16 protein-coding genes are annotated in these 19,964 nt (G+C 70.8%); 10 read left to right on the forward strand and 6 right to left on the reverse strand.

Going from position 1 to position 19,964, the window contains the following annotated elements; genetic code table 11:
- Positions 1 to 67: 67 nt before the first annotated feature.
- The 3 genes from SOM13_RS06910 to SOM13_RS06920 all read right to left on the reverse strand — a co-directional run bounded on the left by SOM13_RS06910 (position 68) and on the right by SOM13_RS06920 (position 2,980).
- The gene (locus SOM13_RS06910) at positions 68 to 1,030 is read right to left on the reverse strand and encodes a ThiF family adenylyltransferase (RefSeq protein WP_320479209.1); all 963 of its coding nucleotides are present in this window, start codon (positions 1,028 to 1,030) and stop codon (positions 68 to 70) included.
- A 47-nt stretch (positions 1,031 to 1,077) separates the two neighbouring features.
- Positions 1,078 to 1,227, reverse strand: a complete 150-nt coding sequence (locus SOM13_RS06915; protein WP_320479210.1) for a hypothetical protein — start codon at positions 1,225 to 1,227, stop codon at positions 1,078 to 1,080.
- A 76-nt stretch (positions 1,228 to 1,303) separates the two neighbouring features.
- The gene (locus SOM13_RS06920; protein WP_320479211.1) at positions 1,304 to 2,980 is read right to left on the reverse strand and encodes an ABC-F family ATP-binding cassette domain-containing protein; all 1,677 of its coding nucleotides are present in this window, start codon (positions 2,978 to 2,980) and stop codon (positions 1,304 to 1,306) included.
- Positions 2,981 to 3,245: 265 nt separating this feature from the next.
- Here SOM13_RS06920 and SOM13_RS06925 point away from each other — a divergent pair, with 265 nt between their 5' ends.
- The gene (locus tag SOM13_RS06925; RefSeq protein WP_320479212.1) at positions 3,246 to 3,836 is read left to right on the forward strand and encodes a DinB family protein; all 591 of its coding nucleotides are present in this window, start codon (positions 3,246 to 3,248) and stop codon (positions 3,834 to 3,836) included.
- Between the two features lie 232 nt (positions 3,837 to 4,068).
- A complete protein-coding gene (locus SOM13_RS06930) occupies positions 4,069 to 4,488 on the forward strand; it encodes a low molecular weight phosphatase family protein (protein ID WP_320479213.1) in 420 nt (139 codons plus the stop codon).
- Positions 4,489 to 4,520: 32 nt separating this feature from the next.
- On the opposite strand, the gene SOM13_RS06935 is transcribed toward SOM13_RS06930, so the two are convergent.
- The 3 genes from SOM13_RS06935 to SOM13_RS06945 all read right to left on the reverse strand — a co-directional run bounded on the left by SOM13_RS06935 (position 4,521) and on the right by SOM13_RS06945 (position 7,894).
- Positions 4,521 to 5,534 carry a zinc-binding dehydrogenase gene (locus tag SOM13_RS06935; RefSeq protein WP_320479214.1) on the reverse strand — a complete coding sequence of 338 codons (1,014 nt, stop codon included), beginning with the start codon at positions 5,532 to 5,534 and terminating at the stop codon, positions 4,521 to 4,523.
- A gap of 88 nt (positions 5,535 to 5,622) precedes the next feature.
- Positions 5,623 to 6,393, reverse strand: coding sequence for an SDR family oxidoreductase (locus SOM13_RS06940; RefSeq protein ID WP_320479215.1), 771 nt, complete (start codon positions 6,391 to 6,393; stop codon positions 5,623 to 5,625).
- 109 nt (positions 6,394 to 6,502) lie between these two features.
- Positions 6,503 to 7,894, reverse strand: coding sequence for a GntP family permease (locus tag SOM13_RS06945; protein ID WP_192061240.1), 1,392 nt, complete (start codon positions 7,892 to 7,894; stop codon positions 6,503 to 6,505).
- A 179-nt stretch (positions 7,895 to 8,073) separates the two neighbouring features.
- Between SOM13_RS06945 and SOM13_RS06950 the strand changes: the two genes are divergently transcribed.
- The 8 genes from SOM13_RS06950 (at position 8,074) to bla (ending at position 19,961) form a co-directional block, all read left to right on the forward strand.
- Positions 8,074 to 8,781, forward strand: a complete 708-nt coding sequence (locus SOM13_RS06950; protein ID WP_320479216.1) for a FadR/GntR family transcriptional regulator — start codon at positions 8,074 to 8,076, stop codon at positions 8,779 to 8,781.
- 747 nt (positions 8,782 to 9,528) lie between these two features.
- Complete coding sequence (locus SOM13_RS06955) at positions 9,529 to 12,228, forward strand: CBM35 domain-containing protein (protein WP_320479217.1); 2,700 nt, start codon at positions 9,529 to 9,531, stop codon at positions 12,226 to 12,228.
- Positions 12,229 to 12,358: 130 nt separating this feature from the next.
- Positions 12,359 to 14,497: a glycoside hydrolase family 36 protein gene (locus SOM13_RS06960; RefSeq protein WP_320479218.1), complete on the forward strand. Its 2,139-nt coding sequence runs from the start codon at positions 12,359 to 12,361 to the stop codon at positions 14,495 to 14,497.
- 43 nt (positions 14,498 to 14,540) lie between these two features.
- Positions 14,541 to 15,869 (forward strand): ABC transporter substrate-binding protein, encoded by a 1,329-nt coding sequence (locus SOM13_RS06965; RefSeq protein WP_320479219.1) that lies wholly within the window; start codon positions 14,541 to 14,543, stop codon positions 15,867 to 15,869.
- 74 nt (positions 15,870 to 15,943) lie between these two features.
- Positions 15,944 to 16,885: a carbohydrate ABC transporter permease gene (locus SOM13_RS06970; protein ID WP_243215153.1), complete on the forward strand. Its 942-nt coding sequence runs from the start codon at positions 15,944 to 15,946 to the stop codon at positions 16,883 to 16,885.
- Positions 16,885 to 17,799: a carbohydrate ABC transporter permease gene (locus tag SOM13_RS06975; RefSeq protein WP_320479220.1), complete on the forward strand. Its 915-nt coding sequence runs from the start codon at positions 16,885 to 16,887 to the stop codon at positions 17,797 to 17,799. Before SOM13_RS06970 ends, SOM13_RS06975 begins: the two co-directional genes overlap by 1 nt.
- Before the next feature lie 35 nt (positions 17,800 to 17,834).
- Complete coding sequence (locus SOM13_RS06980) at positions 17,835 to 18,875, forward strand: LacI family DNA-binding transcriptional regulator (RefSeq protein ID WP_320479221.1); 1,041 nt, start codon at positions 17,835 to 17,837, stop codon at positions 18,873 to 18,875.
- A gap of 114 nt (positions 18,876 to 18,989) precedes the next feature.
- Entirely contained in the window at positions 18,990 to 19,961 is a 972-nt protein-coding gene (gene bla / locus SOM13_RS06985) for a class A beta-lactamase (RefSeq protein WP_320479222.1), read from the forward strand.
- Positions 19,962 to 19,964 lie beyond the last annotated feature (3 nt).

Here is a 19,964-nt window from a genome sequence, read left to right on the forward strand (position 1 = left end):
CCAGCTGTGATCCAAGACAGGCGGGAAGGTCACGGTGGACAAAGGCATCTCCGTCTCGACTCGGAGCCTAGGCATGGTCACAAGTGGGGCTCGGACGGAAACGGTGCACCTCTAAGTTCGTGAAGTCCACGGTCATCCGTTCCGTAGGGAGGGCGGGCACTCCCATGGCCCACTCCATGATCTGCTGAGCCATGAGAGCACCCACCAGGGTGTTGGTGACACCGTGCGACCAGCGGGGCACAGGTGCGGGGTCGCGCCGAGTGGAGTACCAGCACGGGAGGCAGTGGGGAGAGCCGGCCGTGAATAGTGGTCCGACGTGGCCGAACTCGATGCCGACGGCACCGGTCATGACTGTCAGGCCTGCGGCAAGCCCGGCTGACACGACCTGCGGCTCAATGTTCGGAGGGTCATCGATGCAGCACGCAACCACCGAAACGTATGGGTGCTCCGTGAGCAGCTGCTTCATGTCCGCGTGGGACCTGACCTTGCGCTCGACGATCTCAACACGCGCATTCAGTGCTCGATCAGCGACGTACGTTCGCGCAGGCTCCAGCTTGCTGATGCCGACGTCCTCGGTCGTGTAGATGAACTGTCGGTTCAGGTTGGACAGTTCAACTGTGTCGTGATCGACGAGGACGAGATCCCGAACGCCAGCCCCGATGAGGTGTTGCAATACGACCGATCCGGTGCCGCCGACGCCCAGGATCATGACGCTGGTTGACGACAGGTGTCGCTGAGCGGCCTGCGGAGACCGGAGCTTCGAGGCCAGATACCCGAGGGACCTGCTCTGCCTCGTCTCAGGTGGCGGCGAGTCCTCGGCGATCAGAAGGGCCCCGATTTCCACGAGCGCCTTGACCAGATCTTGTAGCGGCGCAGGCGCTTGGTCTACGTCGGCCATGGCGTTGCGTACGACGTCCTCGCTGAGCTGAAGCGCTTCGAGGTCGACCGTCCGGCGGTGGCGTTCGTCCTCGATCACGAGGAGCCCGTCCAGGAAGGTGAAGGAGACGCTGGGATTCTGTACGTACGACATGGGTCGCGGCGGGTGCCCGGGGGCACCCGCCGCCTCCGATGGTCTTATCAGCAGCGTCGCATGACGAACTCGCGGGGGTCAAAGCTCGTTGTCGTCTCGAAGAAGGAATCGAACTCAGCACCCTTCAGGCCCGATTCGATCGCTTCGAAGACACTGCTCTCGGTGGTCGTCAGTTCAGTTGATTCCTGCATCGTCATCTCCATTCTTATTAGTGGGGCTGCGGTCAGCCTCCCTGCCTCAAGAATAGACATAACGAGTGGTTTTGTCTACCTTCTACCCAGCTTTGTCCGTCTTCCAGCCCGGCGTCGCCTGCTCGAGCACGACGCCGTCGGCTGTGACGTTCAGAAAGCGGTCGAATGACCGTGCGAACCAGCGGTCGTGGGTGACGGCGACCACCGTGCCATCGAACTTCTGAAGGGCGGACTCCAAAGCCTCGGCTGATTCGATGTCGAGGTTGTCCGTCGGCTCGTCCAACAGCAGCAGCGTCGAGCCAGCCAGTTCTAAGAGGAGGATCTGGAAGCGAGCCCGTTGTCCGCCAGAGAGCTCATCCCAGGTGCTCTCCGCCGACGCGACCAGACCGTACCTCCCCAGGACGCTGCTGGCGCCGCCGCGGTCGAGCCCCCGACGAGAGGGGGTCCCCGCGTTCAGGATGCTGAGCAGGCTCTGCCCCTGGAGATCCTCGCGGTCGTGGGTCTGCACGAAGTAGCCGGGTCGCACCCGGGATCCCAGAGTGACGCGGCCTCCATGCTCAATTGGCTCGAGATCTCGTGTCCGCTCCTCCATCGAGATCTCCGGCTCGTCACTCGAGGCCTGTGTCGCCAGTAGCCGGAGCAGGTGCGACTTACCACTGCCGTTGCTGCCGACGATCGCCACCCGATCACCGAACCAGATCTCGGTATCGAAGGGCTCGATGAGGTCAGGCAGTGCTACGCGGGTGCACACGACAGCGCGCTTCGCCGTCCGTCCCCCCTCCAGGCGCATGGACACCGCTTCTTCGGCGTGCGGAGGTTCAGGCGGGCCTCCTACTCGGAACCTATCCAGCCGCGACTGGGCAGCCTGGTAGCGCTTCGCCATGTCGGAGTTGTACTTGGCTTTCTCGCGGTACAGCAGGACCTGGTCACGAAGCCGCTGCTCATCCTCGAACCAACGCCTCCTGAGCTCGTCGATCCTCGCGTTCCGCGCCTCACGCGCCGGTCGATAGCTGTCGAACCTGCCTCCGTGAACCCAGAGCGTCGCGCCCGCGCCGCCTCGTTCCAGCGTGGCGATGGAGGTGGCGCTCCGCGCGATGACCTCTCTGTCGTGACTGACGAAGAGGATGGACTTTCGTGTCGTGGAGATCAGTGACTCGAGCCACGACTTCCCCGCGATGTCGAGGTAGTTGTCGGGCTCGTCGAGGATGAGCACATCATGTGAGCTGGTCGCCAGACCCTCGAGGACGAGCCTCTTCTGCTGTCCTCCGCTCAGGGTGGAAGCCGGCCGGTGGGCGACCTGGTCGAAGGGCTGTCCGAGCGTCCTCACACAGATGTCGTCCCAACGGAGTTCCTCGTCGTAACCGCCGGCATCGCCCCAGGCCACGAGGGCTGTCGCGTAGCCCATCTGCGAGTTCTCATCGTCGCGCTCGAGCATGCGGCTTTCCGCAGCCGCCAGCTGAGTCGACGATGCCCCGATCGTGCCCGTCGAAGTGGTGAGCAGGAGTTCTCGGATCGTCGTGCTGTCCCGCACCTGCCCGACGAGCTGCTTCATGACGCCGATGCTGCCTGACGCGCTCCTCACGCCTGCCGATGGGGCCTCCTCGCCCAGGAGCAGCCGGAGCAACGTGGATTTCCCGATGCCATTCGGCCCAACGAGCGCCCGACGCTCGCCCTCACCGAGCCGCAGGGAGACGTCGCGCAGAAGTGGTCGACCATCGTTCAAGAAGTGGTCCACATGAGCCAGTTCGACATGTGACATACAGGACAGTCTAGTTCGACGATATCCGTAGAGTCGACCCGTACCTCCTACCTTCCACCTTCCGAGGAAAGGCACGTCCGCGTCAGTCCCAATGGCGTGGGGTGACCAACTAGTGCGCGGGGATGGTGCCGGGGCGTCGATGAGTCACGACTCGCCGCGGGGAGCGGGGGAGGCGCGGCGTGTCTTGACTCCTCGAGGTGCGGGGCCCGGGCCCCGAGGCGCGGCAGCGCTGGTGCGCGGGCCCGGATGGGGCCACTCTGGGCGCATGGACGAGAAAGAGACCCTGCAGCGCTACCTCTCGAAGCAGCGCGCCGACCTGCTCGGCAAGCTCGACGGACTCGGCGAGTACGACATCCGCCGCCCGCTCGTACCCAGCGGAACCAACCTCCTCGGCCTCGTCAAGCACGTCGCCAGCGTCCAGCTCGGCTACCTCGGCGAGGTCATGGGGCGCCCTGCCGACCGCGACGTCCCCTGGCTCTCCGAGACGAGCGAACCCGAAGCCGACCTCTGGGCCACCGCCGACGAGACGAAGGAGGCGGTGGTCGAGTTCGCCCGCTACTCCGCCACGCACGCCGACGCGACCGTCGACGCCCTCGACCTCGACTCGCCCAGCCTGGTGCCGTGGTGGCCGGAGGGTCGACGCGACGTCACGCTGCACTCGATCCTCGTGCACCTCTGCGTCGAGACCGCGCGTCACGCAGGGCACGCCGACCTCCTCCGCGAGCTCGTCGACGGGCGCCTCGGCAACGGCGCGGGCGACCCGAACGTGCCGGAGCGCGACGGGGCCGGGTGGCGCAGCCACCACGACCGGGTCGAGGCCGCCGCGCTCGCCGCGAGCGGGCGCGCCTCGGGCTGAAGGTCGAGGAGTCACGACTCGCCGCGGGGAGCAGGGGAGGCGCGGCGTGTCTTGACTCATGGAGGTGCGGGTCCTGGGGGAGGCGGGCCGCGCCTCCTGGGGGACCGGGGTCGAGGAGTCACGACTCGCCGCGGGGAGCAGGGGAGGCGCGGCGTGTCTCGACTCGTGGACGGGGCGGGTCCTGGGGGAGGCGGGGCGCGCCTCCTCGGGGGCTGCGGCCTACTGTGAGCTCATGACTTCGACGGCTCCCTCGGTCCTGTTCGTCTGCCGGAAGAACGGCGGCAAGTCGCAGATGGCCGCAGGCCTCATGCGACACGTCGCCGGCGACGCCGTGCACGTCGCGTCGGCCGGCACCGCACCGGGCAGCGCACTCAACGCCCAGTCGGTCGAGTCGCTCGGCGAGCTCGGCATCTCGCTCGACGGCGAACAGCCCAAGGCGATCACCGACGAGATGGTGCGCGACGCCGACCTGATCGTCGTCCTCGGCGAGGAGGCGCGGGTCGAGGACGCCGCCGGCACCCCCGTCGAGACGTGGATCACCGACGAGCCGTCGCTCCGCGGCATCGAGGGGATGGAGCGCATGCGGCTGGTGCGCGACGACATCCGCAGCCGCGTCGAGGAGCTGCACGCGCGCCTGCTGCGGGACGCCTAGGCGGCGCCCCGGCGCCGCGCCGCAGGGCAGCCCTACTCGGGCCAGGCGGCGAGCAGCACCTTGCCGCTCACCGACGAGTCCTTCGCCACGTCGAACGCGTGCTCGGCGGCATCGGTGCCGATCACGTGCGTCACGACCGCCTCGAGCGAGGGCGTCGACGCCAGGATCCGCACGGCCTCGTCGATCTCGTCGACGAAGCGGAACACCCCGAGCACCGACAGCTCCTTCGAGATGGCCGGCGCGAGGTTCACCGGGCGCTCCTCGTTCGGCATCATGCCGACCTGCGCCACCGTGCCCTGACGGCGTGCGGCGACGAACGCCGCGCTGACCGCCTTCGCCGCACCCGAGCACTCGAGCACCACGTCGAACGAGTCCGCCGGCACCTCGTCGACGCCGAGTCGCAGGGCCTCGTCGGCGCCGATCGCCAGCGCCCGGCTCAGCGGCCCCGGCAGCAGATCGACCACGGTCACGCTCGCCGCACCGCGGGCCTTCGCCGCGGCCGCAGCCAGCAGACCGATCGGCCCGGCACCCGAGACGAGCACCCGCGCGCCCGTCACATCGCCGACGCGGGTCAGAGCGTGCAGCCCCACCGCCAGCGGCTCGGCCAGCGCCGCACGCTGCAGCGGCAGACCCTCGGGCAGCACGCGGATCATGCCGGCGTCGACCACGAGGTACTCGCTCAGCGCGCCCTGCGTGTGCGGATGCGTCGACGCGCTGCCGAGGTACGACCCCCCGCGCCGCAGGTGCGGAGCGTTCTCGAGACCGGGCTCGTCCGCGCCGAAGCGGGCGGGGTGCACGGTCACCGGGGTGCCCGCCGCGAGACGCCCGCTCGGGTCCGCGTCGACCCGGCCCGAGAGCTCGTGGCCGGGGGCCAGCGGCTCCTCGACGACGAACGCCCCGTTGGCACCCTCGAAGTAGTAGTGCAGGTCGGACCCGCAGATGCCGACGTAGTCGACCCGGATCCGCACCTCCCCCTCGGCTGGCTCGGGCGTCGCCACCTCGCGCTCGGTCAGGACATGGGCGGAATCGATCTGGATGGTCTTCATGCTGGTTCTCTCTGGGGTCTGCGGGGGCACGGAGCAGGGGAGGAGCCGAGGAGGCGCGGCGCGAGACCGCCCGCAGCCCGGCCCGGACTCAGACGACGCTGGTCATGCCGCCGTCGACGAAGATGTTCTGCCCCGAGACGAAGTCGCTCGCGGCCGAGGACAGGTAGATGAGCGTGCCCTGCAGCTCTTCGATGCGGCCCCAGCGCTGAGCGGGCGTCCGCTGGCGCAGCCAGGCGTCGAAGGTCTCGTCCTGCCAGAGCGCCGTGTTCATCTCGGTCGCGAAGTACCCGGGCGAGAGCGTGTTGATCTGCACGTTGTGCCGCGCGAGGTCGGCGGCCATGCCGCGGCTCAGCTGCGCCACGCCGCCCTTGCTCGCCGAGTACGGCGCGATGGTCTGCCGGGCGAGCATCGACTGCACGCTGGCGATGTTGATGATCTTGCCCGAGCCGCGCTCGACCATGCCGGGCGCCACGAAGCGCGACACGTAGAAGACGCTCGACAGGTTGGTCGCCATGACGGCGTCCCAGTCCTCGACGGCGAACTCGGTGAACGGCGCGCGCTTCTGCACGCCGGCGTTGTTGACGAGGATGTCGGGGACGCCGTGCTCCGCGACGATGCCGGCCACCGCCTCCTCGACGGCCTTCGCGTCGGTCACGTCGAAGACGGCCGCCGCCGGACGGGTGCCCGTCGACTGCTCGATCGCGTCTCGCGTCGCATCGACTGCGGACTCGTCGCGGCCGTGCACGATCACCCGCGCCCCGGAGTCGGCCAGCGCGGTGGCGAGCGACCGCCCGAGCCCCCGGGAGGAGCCGGTCACGAGCGCCAGGCGCCCGGTGAGGTCGAAGAGCGGGGATGACATGAGACTCCTTCGTGAGGGTGCGACGGGAGGCGCGGGAGGCGCGGGAGGCGCGGCGCAGGAGGCGCGGGCCGGGTCGACCGGGAGTGTCCGGTCGACCCGACGGGCAGGGTCAGATCAGCGAGCCGACCGCGAACACCAGCAGTGCGGCGGCGAAGCCGAGCACCGACTCGATGGCCTGCTGCAGGGTCCAGACGCGCAGGGTGGTCTTGACGTCCATGCCCATCAGGCGACCGACGAGCCAGAAGCCCGAGTCGTTGACGTGACCGGCGAAGACCGAACCGGCCGCGGTGGCGAGCACGACGGCGGCGAGCTGGACGGCGTTGAGGTCGGCGAGGGCGACGGCGGGCGCCACCAGGCCGGCGGCGGTGACCAGCGCGACGGTCGCCGAACCCTGCGCGAGTCGCAGGATCGCGGCGATGACCCACGCGGCCACGATGACCGGCAGACCGAGGTCGCCGAGCACGTCGGCGAGGGCGTCGCCGATGCCCGAGGCGCGCAGCACCCCGCCGAACATGCCACCGGCGCCGGTGATCAGCACGACCGAGCAGATCGGGCCGAGCGCGCTGTCGAGCACCTTCTCGAGGGCGCTGCCGGTGACGCCGCGGGCGCGACCGAGCACGATGGCGGCGACGAGCACCGAGATGAGCAGCGCGATGCCGCTCGTGCCGACGAGGACGAGGGCCTGGACCCAGCCGGCCTCGGGGTCGACGATGCCGACGGAGCCGAGCGAGCTGAGGCCCGTGTTGAGCAGGATGAGCACGAGGGGCACGGCGAGCACGGCGATCACGGTGCTGGCCTTGGGCGGGTTCGCGGCCTGGACGTCGTCCTTCTCGCTGCCGAAGAGCGAGAGCACGGGCAGCGGGATGCGTTTGTTGACGGCCTTGGCCCACAGGTAGCCCGAGACGTACCAGACGGGGAACACGATCACGAGACCGGCGAGCAGCACGATGCCGAGGTTGGCGCCGAGCAGCTCGGTCGCCGAGACGGGGCCCGGGTGCGGCGGCAGGAACACGTGCATCACCGAGAAGGCCGCGGCGGCGCTGATGCCGTAGAGCAGCATCGACTTGCCGCCCATGCGGCGGGCGACGGCGAACACGATCGGCAGCATGACGATCAGACCCGCGTCGAAGAAGATCGGGAACCCCATGATCAGCGACGCGAGGCCGAGCGCGAACGGCGCCCGCTTCTCGCCGAAGACGTCGACCATGCGGTCGGCCAGCACCCGGGCGCCGCCCGACGACTCGACGAGGCGGCCGAGCATCGCGCCGAGCCCGACGAGCAGTGCGACCGAGCCGAGCGTCGTGCCGAAGCTCGTGACGAGCAGATCGGCGATCGCACCGGTGGGGATGCCGGTGACGAGGGCGGTGAGCGCGGCCACGATGACCAGCGTGAGGAAGGCGTGCAGCTTGAACTTGATCACCAGGATCAGGATCAGTGCGATCGACCCCGCTGCTATGGCGAGAAGAGGTCCCGCGTCGAGGGTCTGGGTCCAGTCGTCCATGGTGGGGTTCTCCGTCGAATCCGGTGCGCCTGTCGGCTGCGGGGTGTGAGCTCGGGGTCTTTCGGGTGGTGCGTCTGCGAGGGGTCTGTCGCGCGCCTCCTCGGTGTCCGTAGGTTGCCACCAAAAGTAGTACTTTTGCAACCCCATCGACTCAGGAGGTGCACGCCAGGATGGTCACGATGACGTCACCACCCGCCCGCGAGGGCGCACACGCGCAGCTGCTGCACGCCCTCGGCGGCACGATCGCGGCCGGCCGCCTGGAGCCCGGCGCGGTGCTGACGCTCGCCCGCCTCGAACACGACTACGGCGTCTCGCGGACCACCGCGCGCGAGGCCGTCCGCGTGCTCGAATCGCTGAGCATGGTGCAGTCGCGCCGCCGCGTCGGCATCACCGTGCTGCCGCGCGCCGACTGGCGGGTGCTCGACGTGCAGCTCATCCGCTGGACCCTCGCCGGCCCCCTGCACCGGCAGCAGCTCGTCGAGCTGATGGAGCTGCGCGCGGCGCTCGAACCGGCCGCCGCGGCGCTCGCGGCGGTGCACGCCTCGGACGCCCAGCGCATCGCCCTGGTGGAGCACGCGACCGAGCTGCACCGCCTCGGCAGCGCCGCCCGCGGGGACTCGGCGGAGTACCTCGCGGCCGACATCCGGTTCCACACGCTGCTGCTCGTCGCCAGCGGCAACGTGCTCTACGGCGAGCTCGCCGCCCCCGTGCGCGAGATCCTGCAGGGGCGGCACGAGCTCGGGCTGACCCCGGCCGTCCCGGCAGCCGGCACGCTCGACGCCCACCTCGCCGCGGCACGGGCGATCGCCGCAGGCGAAGGAGGCGCGGCGCGGGAGCACTCGCGCACCCACCTGTCGCTCGTCAGCGACGAGGTCGAGGGCGCCTGACGGGTGTCGCGGCTGCGGCGGTGGGCGGCGGCGGTGGGCGGGTACGACGCCGGGATGTGGACACGACGCCGGGTTTAAGCGTGGCGTCGTGTCCATCTTCTGGCGTGGTGGTGGGGCGTGGGGCGGCTCGCCGCCACCGACTCGACACGACGCCACGGGATTCGGTGGCGGGGTGTCGAACGCGTGGCGGGGTGCGCGCGGGTGCGGTGTGGGGCGGGTACGACGCCAGGACGTGGACACGACGCCCGGTTTAAGCGTGGCGTCGTGTCCATCTTCTGGCGTGGTGGTGGGGCGTGGGGCTCCGCGCGGGGGCGGGTCAGGCGGGGGTGGGGGCGGGCGGCTTGACGCCACCGAGTCGACACGCCGCCACGGGATTCGGTGGCGGGGTGTCGAACGCGTGGCGGGGTGTGCGCGGGTGCGGGCGGGCTGGCTGCGCGGCGGGCCCGGGGCGGCCGCCGGCTAGCCCGAGGCGACGGGGGAGGCGGGGACACGGGGGAGGCGCGGCGACGGAGGGGAGGCGGGGACACGGGGGAGGCGCGGCGACGGAGGGGAGGCGGGGACACGGGGGAGGCGCGGCGACGGAGGGGAGGCGGGGGAGGCGCGGGAGGCGCGGCAACGGACGGGAATCGACGTGAAAGGGTTTTCGTGAAAACGCTTGCAAACGTCGGACGGCCCGTGCATGCTTCGTGATAGCGATTTCACACCGACGTGATCGCGGTATCGACGAAGTACGAAGGAGTACCTCCGTTGTCGCTCTTCTCCCTGACTCCCGCCCGCCGTGCTCTGCTCGGCTGCACCGCCGCCGTCGGTGCCGTGGCCATCGCCCTCTCGGGCTCTCAGCTGCTCGTCGCCCCCACCTCGGCGGAGGCCGCCACCAGCCGCGTCGCCGTCGACTTCGGCACCACGACCGGCGACTTCCGCGGCGGCGCCACCGGAACCCTCTACGGCCTCGGCGACGACGGCTCGCCCTCGCCCGCCGTGCTCGAGGGCGCACGCGTCACGAACACCTCGCAGAAACCCCCGCAAGGCGCCCAGCACCCGAACGGCGACGCCCTCGACGTCGAGTCCGACTTCTTCGCGGCCGGCGGCCAGGACCTCTACGTCTACGCACAGGACATGTACCCCGACTGGGCCTACAACGGCGGGCAGCGCCCCGCCGACGCGAACGGCGACGGCGAGTGGGACTATCTGCCGATCCTCCGCCAGGTCGTCGAGTCGATCGCGTCGAACTCGGCCCACCCCGAGAAGTACGTGTTCATCCCGTTCAACGAGCCCGACGCCGGCAACTGGTACCCGAACTGGAGCACGCAGAAGACGCAGTTCCTCGCCGACTGGTCGGCGGCCTACGTCGAGATCCAGAAGATCTACACCGCCCACGGCCTCGGCGCGGCGAAGGTCGGAGGCCCCGGCGACGCCGGCTGGCACGCCGACCGCAGCCGCGACTTCCTCGCCTACGCGAAGCAGAAGCGCCAGCTGCCCGACGTGTTCATCTGGCACGAGCTCGGCACGCAGAACCTCGCGACCTTCCGCGGCCACAACGCCGAGTACAAGAGGATCCTCGCCGACCTCGGCATCGCCGACATCCCGGTCAACATCACCGAGTACGGGATGCTCCGCGACATGGGCGTGCCCGGCCAGCTGATCCAGTGGTTCTCCATGTTCGAAGAGCAGAAGGTCGACGCCCAGACCGCCTACTGGAACTACGCCGGCAACCTCTCGGACAACTCGGCCCGAAGCAACGGCGCCAACGGCGGCTGGTGGATGTTCAAGTGGTACGGCGACCTGGCCGGCAGTGAGACGGTCAAGGTGACCCCGCCGCAGGCGGACGCCGCCGACACCGTGCAGGCCATCGCCGCCCGCGACGACGCCGACCGCGAGGCCACCGTGCTCGTCGGCGGAGGCTCCTCCGACGTGCAGCTCGACCTGACCGGCCTCGACTCGGCCACGTTCGGCTCGAGCGTCGACGTGGTCGTCCGCGCGGCCCGGCTGAACGGGGCCGAGGGTCTCTCGGGCCAGCCTCCCGTGATCGTGTCGACCCGCGCCTCCTTGGCATCCGGCGCCGCCACGGTGACGATCCCGAACAACGACCGGTACGCCGCCTACGAGGTGCAGATCACCAAGCCGCTCGCCCAGCGACCCGCCGTCGACACCCGTCTCGTCAGCAGCGTCGAGGCCGAGAACGCCACGCTCGCGAACGCCACGGCCTACACCCAGGACCCTGCCCGCGAATGGTCGTTCATGGCCTCGGGCGGACGCGACGTCGGCAGCTTCAACCAGGTCGGCTCGAGCGCCACATGGAACGTCACGGTGCCGCGCGACGGCACGTACCGGCTCTCGGTGCTCGCCGGCGCCAACCAGGCCCCCGGTCAGCACGCCCTGTTCGTCGACGGAGGCTTCGACCAGCTCGTCAAGTACTCGGCCGATCTCTCGCACACCTACCGTGGCAGCACCGACGTGCTCGTGCCTCTGAAGGCCGGCACCCACTCGCTGTCGCTCCGGGCGAGCCGCGACGGCCAGACGAGACTGCCTGGCAGCGACATCACCCTCGACCGGTTCGAACTGCGCGACGCGACCGACGGCGAGCCCACCACCTACCCCGCCACCGAGGCGCGACTCACCTCCGGAGCTCAGCTCGTCTACGGACAGACGCCGGCCGCCGGGAACGGAGGCGCGCGACTGTCGGGCGCGGCCGGCGCCTCGTTCTTCGTCGCGGCCACCGAGAGCGGATATCACGACGTCGCCGTCCGGTACACGACGACCAGGGCGTCGGCCGTCGGCCTGACCGTGGGCGACAAGGCGATCCCGGCCGGCAGCGTCTCGGCAGCCGGGGCGTGGACGACGACGGTGCGCGTCTGGCTGACCCAGGGCGTCAACGAGATCGGCGTCACGTCGTCGACCGGCGCCGTCGTCACCGATGTGACCAGCACCCGCGGCGCAGCCCAGCGCACGGCCGACACGGCGCAGGGCAACGCCGTGAAGGTGCAGGCCGAGTCGCTGACCCGGGCCGGCGGCACGATCGTCCGCACACTGCCGGCGACGACCGGCTCGAACGGCTCGGCCGACGCGCAGGGCGCGGTCTCCGTGCTCGGCAGCCTCGGCAACGGCGCCGGCAACACCGCCACCCTCGCCCGACCGGCGGGGCTCGGAGCCGGCGACTACGTGCTGACGCTCTCGGCCGCCAACGCCGACAAGAGCGCCTCGATCAACTACAACCCGCAGGTGATCAGCCGTTTCGTCGACGTGACCGAGGCGGGCGGCACCCGCGAACGGGTCACGGTCCGCCACAACTACGCCTGGACCAGCTTCTGGGACTACGCGCAGCCCCTCCGTCTCACCACCGCGAGCGGTGCCATCACCCTCGGCAACACCACCGCGTGGGCGCCCGACATCGACACCGTGACGCTCGCCAAGCAGAGCGTCGGGACGCCGACCACGACGGCTCGCTGACCAGCCCCGCAGCCCCGCGCGCCAGCCCCACCCCGCAGCACGACCCCGCAGCACGACCGCCCGTGCCGGCCGACGACCCGCCCGTCGTCGGCCGGCCCCTCCCGATGACTCGGGAACGAAAGGACACCCCATGACTCTCGACCGCCTCCTGACGTCGCGCGACGACGAGGTGCCGACGGCCCCCGAAGCGATCGTGCGCTGGGCGACCCCCGGCCTCACGCTCGAGTTCGCCCACGGCGACGAGCCGTTGCACCTGGTGCGAGCCACGACCGACACGGTCGACACCCGGGTGGAGGCGGTCGTCCCGATCACCGAGATCCTCGCCGCCGGTCGCGGCCGCACCCTGGTCGGGTCGCGTCTCGTGCACACCGAGCTCGGGTCGACCCTGCGACTGACCGAGGTCCGACGCATCGACGACGATGGACTCGACCTCGTCTCGGCGTCGGACGAGGGTCTGCGGGTCGTTCTGCACCTGCGATCGTCGGCCCGCGCCTCCTTCTCGGTCACGACGACGGTCGAGAACACCGGCGACCGCGCCCTCGACCTGCAGTCGGTCACCTCGTGGGTGCAGGGGCTCGGCGGCACCGCCGGGCGGCCCGGGGGAGTCGACGACTGGACGCTGCTGCGCGGCCGCAACGACTGGCTCGGCGAGGGGCGCTGGTCCGAGACCCGACTGCGCGACGACCTCCCCGTGCTGGCCCAGCAGCTGACCGGGCACAGCCCGCGATCCGCCGTCAAGCAGATCTCGCAGGGCACCTGGTCGACCGGAGGCGCGTTGCCGCTGGGCGGGGTCGCCTCGGTCGAGCGCGGGGTCGCCTGGCTCTGGCAGATCGAGAACAACGGCCCGTGGCGCTGGGAGGTCGGCGAGCACGTCGACGACGCGTTCGTCGCCCTCTCGGGCCCGACCGACGTCGACCACCAGTGGGTGCAGCCGCTCGCGCCGGGGGAGTCGTTCACGACGGTGCCCGCCACGGTCGCCCTCGGAATCGACCTCGAGGCCGCGACCGCCGAGTTGACCCGTCACCGACGGGCCACCCGCCGTGCGCACCCCGACGACGCGCGACCCGCCATCGTCTTCAACGACTACATGAACACCCTCGACGGCGACCCGACCACCGACAAGCTGCTGCCGCTCGTCGACGCCGCCGCGGCCGCCGGGGCCGAGGTGTTCTGCATCGACGCCGGCTGGTACGACGACGGCGGCGACTGGTGGCCGAGCGTCGGCGCCTGGCAGCCCTCGACCGTGCGCTTCTCGGGCGGCCTCGCCGAGGTCACCGACCGCATCCGCTCGCACGGCATGGTGCCCGGGCTCTGGCTCGAGCCCGAGTCGGTCGGCGTGCTCAGCCCCGTCGCGTCGACGCTGCCGCCCGAGGCGTTCCTCCAGCGCCGCGGCCACCGCGTGCAGGAGCAGGAGCGCCTCCACCTCGACCTGCGGCACCCGGCCGCCCGGGCCCACCTCGACGAGGTCGTCGACCGACTCGTCCGGGACTTCGGCGTCGGCTACTTCAAGCTCGACTACAACACCGACCCCGGGGCGGGCACCGACGTCGACGCGCCGAGCGCCGGCGCCGGGCTGCTCGGCCACTCGCGCGCCGTGCTCGACTGGCTCGACGGCGTGCTCGACCGGCACCCCGCCCTCGTGCTCGAGGCGTGCTCGTCGGGGGCCATGCGCGCCGACCAGGCGATGCTCTCGCGAGTGCAGGCCCAGTCGACCTCGGACCAGCAGGACTACCTGCTCTACCCGCCTATCGCCTCCGCGGCACCGCTGTCGATCCTGCCCGAGCAGGCCGCGAGCTGGGCCTACCCGCAGCCGTCGATGACGGCCGAGCAGTCGGCCTTCTGCCTCGTGACCAGCCTGCTCGGCCGGTTCTTCCTGTCGGGCTACCTGAACCGGATGGACGACGCCCGGCTCGACCTCGTCCGAGAGGCCGTCGCGGCGGCCCGAGAGGTGCGCCCCGACCTCGTCGTGGCCGTGCCGACCTGGCCGAAGGGCCTCCCGACCTGGGACGACCGATGGGTCGCCCTCGCGCTGACCGCCGACCGCCGCGTGCTCGTCTCGGTCTGGGACCGCGACGAGACCGCCGGCGAGCACGAGCTCGCGTTCCCCGCCCTGCGCGGCACCGACGTCGACGTCGACGTCGTGTTCCCCCGCAGTCTCACCCCGTGGCAGACCACCTGGAACACCGCCACGGGCATCCTGACCGTCCGTTCGACCGCCGAGACCGTCGGCGCCCGCACGTTCGCCCTCACGCCGCGCCCCTCGGCGTGAGACCCTCCCCCACACACAGCACCATTCTCCTAAGGACCGACCGATGAAGATCACCTGGAAGAAGAGCGCGGTGGCCGCGGCCGCCGTCGCGACCCTCACCCTCTCGCTGGCGGGCTGCAGCGACCCCGGAGCCGGCGGCGGGTCGTCCGCCGGAGGCCCCGTCAGCTGGCCCGAGCAGGACGCCGACCTGACCGGCACGACCCTCACCGTCTGGGCCGCCCAGAGCACCGCCGAGACGGCCGACAGCGTCATCGAGGGCTTCGAGGCGCTCACCGGCGCCACCGTCGAGGTCGAGACCATCCCCGACCCCTACGAGCAGGGCGTGCAGACCCGCGTCGCCACCGGCGACAAGCCCGACATCGCGTTCTGGCAGCCGACCGAGTCGAGTCTCACCGCCCTCAACGCGCGCACCAACCTGCAGCCGCTCGACGGCGCCCCCTGGCTCGGCGACTACGACGCCAACTACGCCGACATCACCGGCCTCCTCGACGACACCCGGTACGCCGCCCTCGTGACGGTGCCCGCGGTCGAGGGCGTCTACTACAACAAGCAGGTGCTCGCCGAGGCCGGCGTCACCGAGACCCCCGGCGACCTCGACGAGCTGCTCGCCACCGCACGCGACCTGAAGGCCGACGGCGTCACCCCCTTCCACGAGATGGGCGGCGACCGCTGGGCCACGCAGTGGTGGGTGCAGGTGCAGCTGGCCGACGCCGCAGCGGACGGCCTCTGGGATCGCGTGAACACCAACGAGGAGACCTTCACCGACCCGACCATCCAGGGCGCGATCGACGAGTACCAGGGCCTCATCGACGAGGGCCTGTTCAACGATGACATCGCCACGGCCACCTTCGAGGACCAGGGCGACGCCCTGCTCGCCGGCGACGCCGCGATGGTCATGCAGGTCAACTCGTTCTTCGGCCAGCTGCAGGCCAAGGCCGACACCGCCGAGCTGAACGAGAAGATCGGGTTCTTCCCGATCTCGCCCTCGGGCAACGTCGGCACGTTCATCCCCGACCAGGCCAACGCCGTCGTCGCCTTCGACACGGGCGACGACGCCCAGGAGGCCGCCTCGCGTCAGTTCCTCTCGTACTGGATGGGCGAGGGCTACCAGGGCTTCGTCGACGACCAGGAGACGGTCTCGCTCATGCAGGGCGTCGACACCCCCGAGACGGTTCCGGAGGCGCTGCTCGCGTCGGCGGAGTCCGTCCCGGACGCGGTCGGCTCGATGCAGGCCCTCGCGGTCGCCAACCCCGACCTGTACATCAACCTGGCCGACATGATCCAGGGCACGAAGACGCCGGAGCAGGTCGCCGAGGCCACGCAGCAGCAGTTCGCCGAGCTGGCCAAGGCCCAGGGCTCGACCGACTTCTGACCCACCCGACCGGGCGGGGCGGCCTCACCAGCCGCCCCGCCGGGCCCCCACCCCCCTTCGCGACTGGAGCCCCCATGACCGCCCCGATCACCGCTCGCCGCACGGCCGTCCCGGCGCTGCGCAGCGGAACCGCGCCCCGCCGCCCCGGCGGCCGGCGACAGGACCACCCCGCATGGTTCATCGTCCCGGCGCTCGCCGTGCTCGTCGTCTTCTTCTTCGTGCCGACCGTCTTCAACTTCGTCTACGCCTTCACGAACTGGTCCAGCTTCTCGTCGCAGATCTCGTTCGTCGGCGTCGACAACTTCACCTCGCTCTTCGCCAACGGCGCCCTCGTCTCCGGGCTGCGCGTGACGCTCGTCTACGCCGTGCTCGTCGCGGTCTTCCAGAACGTCTTCGGGCTGATCCTCGCTCTCGTGCTCGAGGCCGACACCCGCGTCAACCGCTTCGCCCGGGTCGCCTTCTTCGTGCCCGTCGTGATGTCGGCGCTCGCCGTGGGCTACATCTTCCAGGCGCTGCTCAAACCCGACGGGGCCCTCAACGCCGTGCTGAGCGCCGTCACGGGCACCGAGGTCACCACCGCGTGGCTCGGCAGCACCTCGTGGACGATCGTCGTCGTCGCGCTCATCCACGCCTGGAAGTGGATGGGTCTCTCGATGCTCATCTACCTCGCCGGTCTCAAGACGATCGACCAGGACGTCCTCGAGGCGTCGCGCCTCGACGGGGCGAGCTGGTGGCAGACCTTCCGCACGATCCGGTTCCCGCTGCTGGCGCCGGCCGTGACCTTCAACGTCGCCACGTCCCTCCTCGGATCCATGAACGGCTTCGACGTCGTGCAGGCGACCACCGAGGGCGGCCCCGGCGGCACGACCGAGCTGCTCAACATCTTCATCTTCCGCACCTTCGGGCAGGGGCTCTTCGCCCAGGCCACGACCATGAGCCTGATGCTGTTCGTCATGGTGGCCGTGCTGGCGTTCCCCCTGATCCGGTTCCTCCGCAAGAGAGAGGACGTCCTCTGATGAGCGTCTCCAGCATCGCGACCCCGGCTCCGACCGTCACGGACTCCGAGGAGGTGCGCCGCACCTCCTCGAGGCCGCCCGCGTCGCGTCGTCGACGGCCCCGTCGCCGCGTGGTGCAGCCCCTGGTCGCGCTCGCGCTCGTCGTGGCCCTCCTCGGCGTGCCGTTCTGGATGGTCGTCGTCACGGCCGGGAAGGACCAGGCGGAGGCGTTCAGCCCCAACCTCGCCCTGCCCACGGACTGGCAGCTGTTCGAGAACATCGCCACCGTGTTCGGCGACGGCCGCATGGTGCCGGCGTTCTTCGGCAGCCTGCTCGTCATGGTGCCGTCGGTGCTCGGGGTGCTGCTGGTCGGCTCGATGGCCTCGTGGGTGCTCGCCCGACGCTCGAGCCGGGCGATGGCGATCGTCTACGCGTTGGCGATCAGCGGCATCGTGCTGCCGCCCGCCGTCGTCACCATCGTGCTGCTGCTGCGCCAGATCGGCCTCGCCGGCACCGCGCTCGGCATGATCGGCGTCTACATGGGCATGTACCTGTCGACGGTGGTGTTCTTCGTCACCGGCTTCGTGCGCACCATCCCGGTCGAACTGGAGGAGGCCGCGCGAGTCGACGGCGCCGGGCCGGTGCGGGTGTTCGTGCGGATCATCCTGCCGCTGCTCGGACCGACTCTCGCGACGGCGACGATCCTGATCTGCCTCTACGTCTGGAACGACGTGTTCTACGCGCTGTTCGTCATCGGCGGGCGCCTCGACACCCTGCCGTTGAACCTCTACCAGGTGGCGAGCAGCGGGTTGTACCTGCAGAACTGGCACCTGATCTTCGCCTACATCATCGTGATGAGCCTGCCGCTGCTGGTCACGTTCATGGTGATGCAGCGCAAGATCATCTCGGGCATCACCAGCGGCGCCGTCAAATGACGGGTCTGGTCGGATCGCCCTATGGTGAGACGATCATGCCGAGCCCCGCAGCGGACCAGCGCCCCGCCAACATCGACGACGTCGCGCGGCTCGCCGGCGTCTCGGCTCCGACCGTGTCACGGGTGCTCACCGGCGCGGCTAAGGTCAGCGCCGACAAGACGCAACGGGTGGAGCAGGCGATCGTCGAGCTCGGCTACCGGCCCAACGCGTCGGCCCGGGCGCTGGTCAACGGCAGATCGCGGGTCATCGCCGTCCTGGCCGGCGACACCTCTCATTACGGTTACGCCGAGACGATCCGCGGCGTCGAGGTCAGCGCCCGGGCCTCGGGCTACCTGGTCAGCATCACCGTCATCGACTCGACCGAGGCCGAGTCGGTGCACGCCGCCGTCGACCTCGCGCTGCAGCAGCCCGTCGCCGGTGTCGTCGTGCTGAAGTTCGACCCCGAGGGCGTCGCCGCACTCGCGGCCGTGCCCGCGTCGCTCGCGACGGTGGCCATCTCGGGCGAGATCGCGACCGGTGTGCCGCAGGCCGTCATCGACGAGATGACCGGCTCGTACGCGCTGACCGCGCACCTGCTCGAGCTGGGGCACTCGACCGTGCACCACGTGCGGGTGCCGCCCTCGGGCAAGGAGGACGGCCGCACCACCGGGTGGCGCAACGCGCTGATCGACGCCGGAGTGCCGGTGCCCGAGATCATCGACTCGTCGTGGGAGCCGCTCTCCGGTCGCGCGGTCGGGCGCGAGCTGGCCGCCGACCCGACGGTGACGGCCGTCTTCTGCGGCAACGACGAGATCGCGATGGGCGTCATCCGCGGCCTCGCCGACGAAGGGCTGCGGGTGCCCGACGACGTCAGCGTCGCCGGGTTCGACGACCACCCCATCTCCGAGCTGTTCTCGCCGTCGATCACGACCGCTCGCCAGGACTTCGCCGGCCTCGGGTCGCGCGCCTTCGGCCAGCTGCAGCAGCTCATGGCGGGCGGCGAGACGCCGCGGCTCACGACCGACCAGGCGGTGGTGGTGCTGCGGGAGAGCGTCGGTGCGCCGGGTGCCGAGCGCGGCGGGGCCGCCCGAGGCTGAGGAGCCCGGGTCGAGGAGTCACGACACGCCGCGGGGGCGGGGTGGGCCGCGGCGTGTTGTGACTCATGGAGCCGGGTGGGCGGGGAGGGAGCGGCGTGTAGCACCATGGCGGGTATGAGACGCCGAACAGCGACCCCGACCGCCGCCGTGCTCGCCTCCGCCGCGATCGTCGTCGCCGGGGTGACCGGCTGCACCACCGGGGCGACGCAGGGTGATGCGGGGGAGGCGACCCGCGCCTCCTCGGCTCCGGCATCCGCGACGCCCGCACCCACGGCCACCACGGCCACCACGGCGCCGACCGCCGACGCCTCGGCCGCGCTCGGCGCCCTCGAGACCGAGTTCGACGCCCGCGTCGGCGTCAGCGCCCTCGACACCGGATCGGGCACCACCCTCGACTACCGGGCGGACGAGCGGTTCGGCTACGCGTCGACCATCAAGGTGTTCGCGGCCGCGGCGTTCCTCCAGCAGGTGCCCGCCGATCAGCGCGACGAGGTCGTCACCTGGACGGCCGCCGACGTCTCGGCCGCCGGCTACTCACCCGTGACCAGCCAGTATGTCGACCAGGGCATGAGCCTGTCGTCGCTGGCCGAGGCCGCCGTGCGCCAGAGCGACAACACCGCGCTCAACCTCGTGCTCGACCGGATCGGCGGCCCCGCAGGGCTCGACGAGGCCCTCGAGCAGCTCGGCGACACCACCACCGAGGTCGTGAACCGCGAACCCGACCTCAACACGATCGAACCCGGCAGCACCGACGACACGACCACCCCGGGCGCCTTCACGGCCGACCTCGCCGCCCTCGCCAGCGAAGAGAATCTGGCGCCCGTCGACCGCGCGCTCCTGCTCGACTGGGCGAGCGGCAACGCCACCGGCGACACCCTCGTCCGGGCCGGCGCCCCCGAGGGCTGGACGGTCGTCGACAAATCAGGAGGCGCGGGAGGCATCCGCAACGACGTCGCCGTCGTCACGCCCCCGGGCCGCGACCCCATCGTGCTCACCGTCCTGACGACGAAGAACGACCCCGAGGTCGCCTACGACGACGCGCTCGTCGCCCGGGTCGCCGCCGCGGTGCTGGCCGAATTCGGCTAGCTA

Origin of the sequence: Frigoribacterium sp. CFBP9030 (assembly GCF_034045195.1) — a bacterium.
In the GTDB taxonomy this organism is placed as follows: Bacteria; Actinomycetota; Actinomycetes; order Actinomycetales; family Microbacteriaceae; genus Frigoribacterium.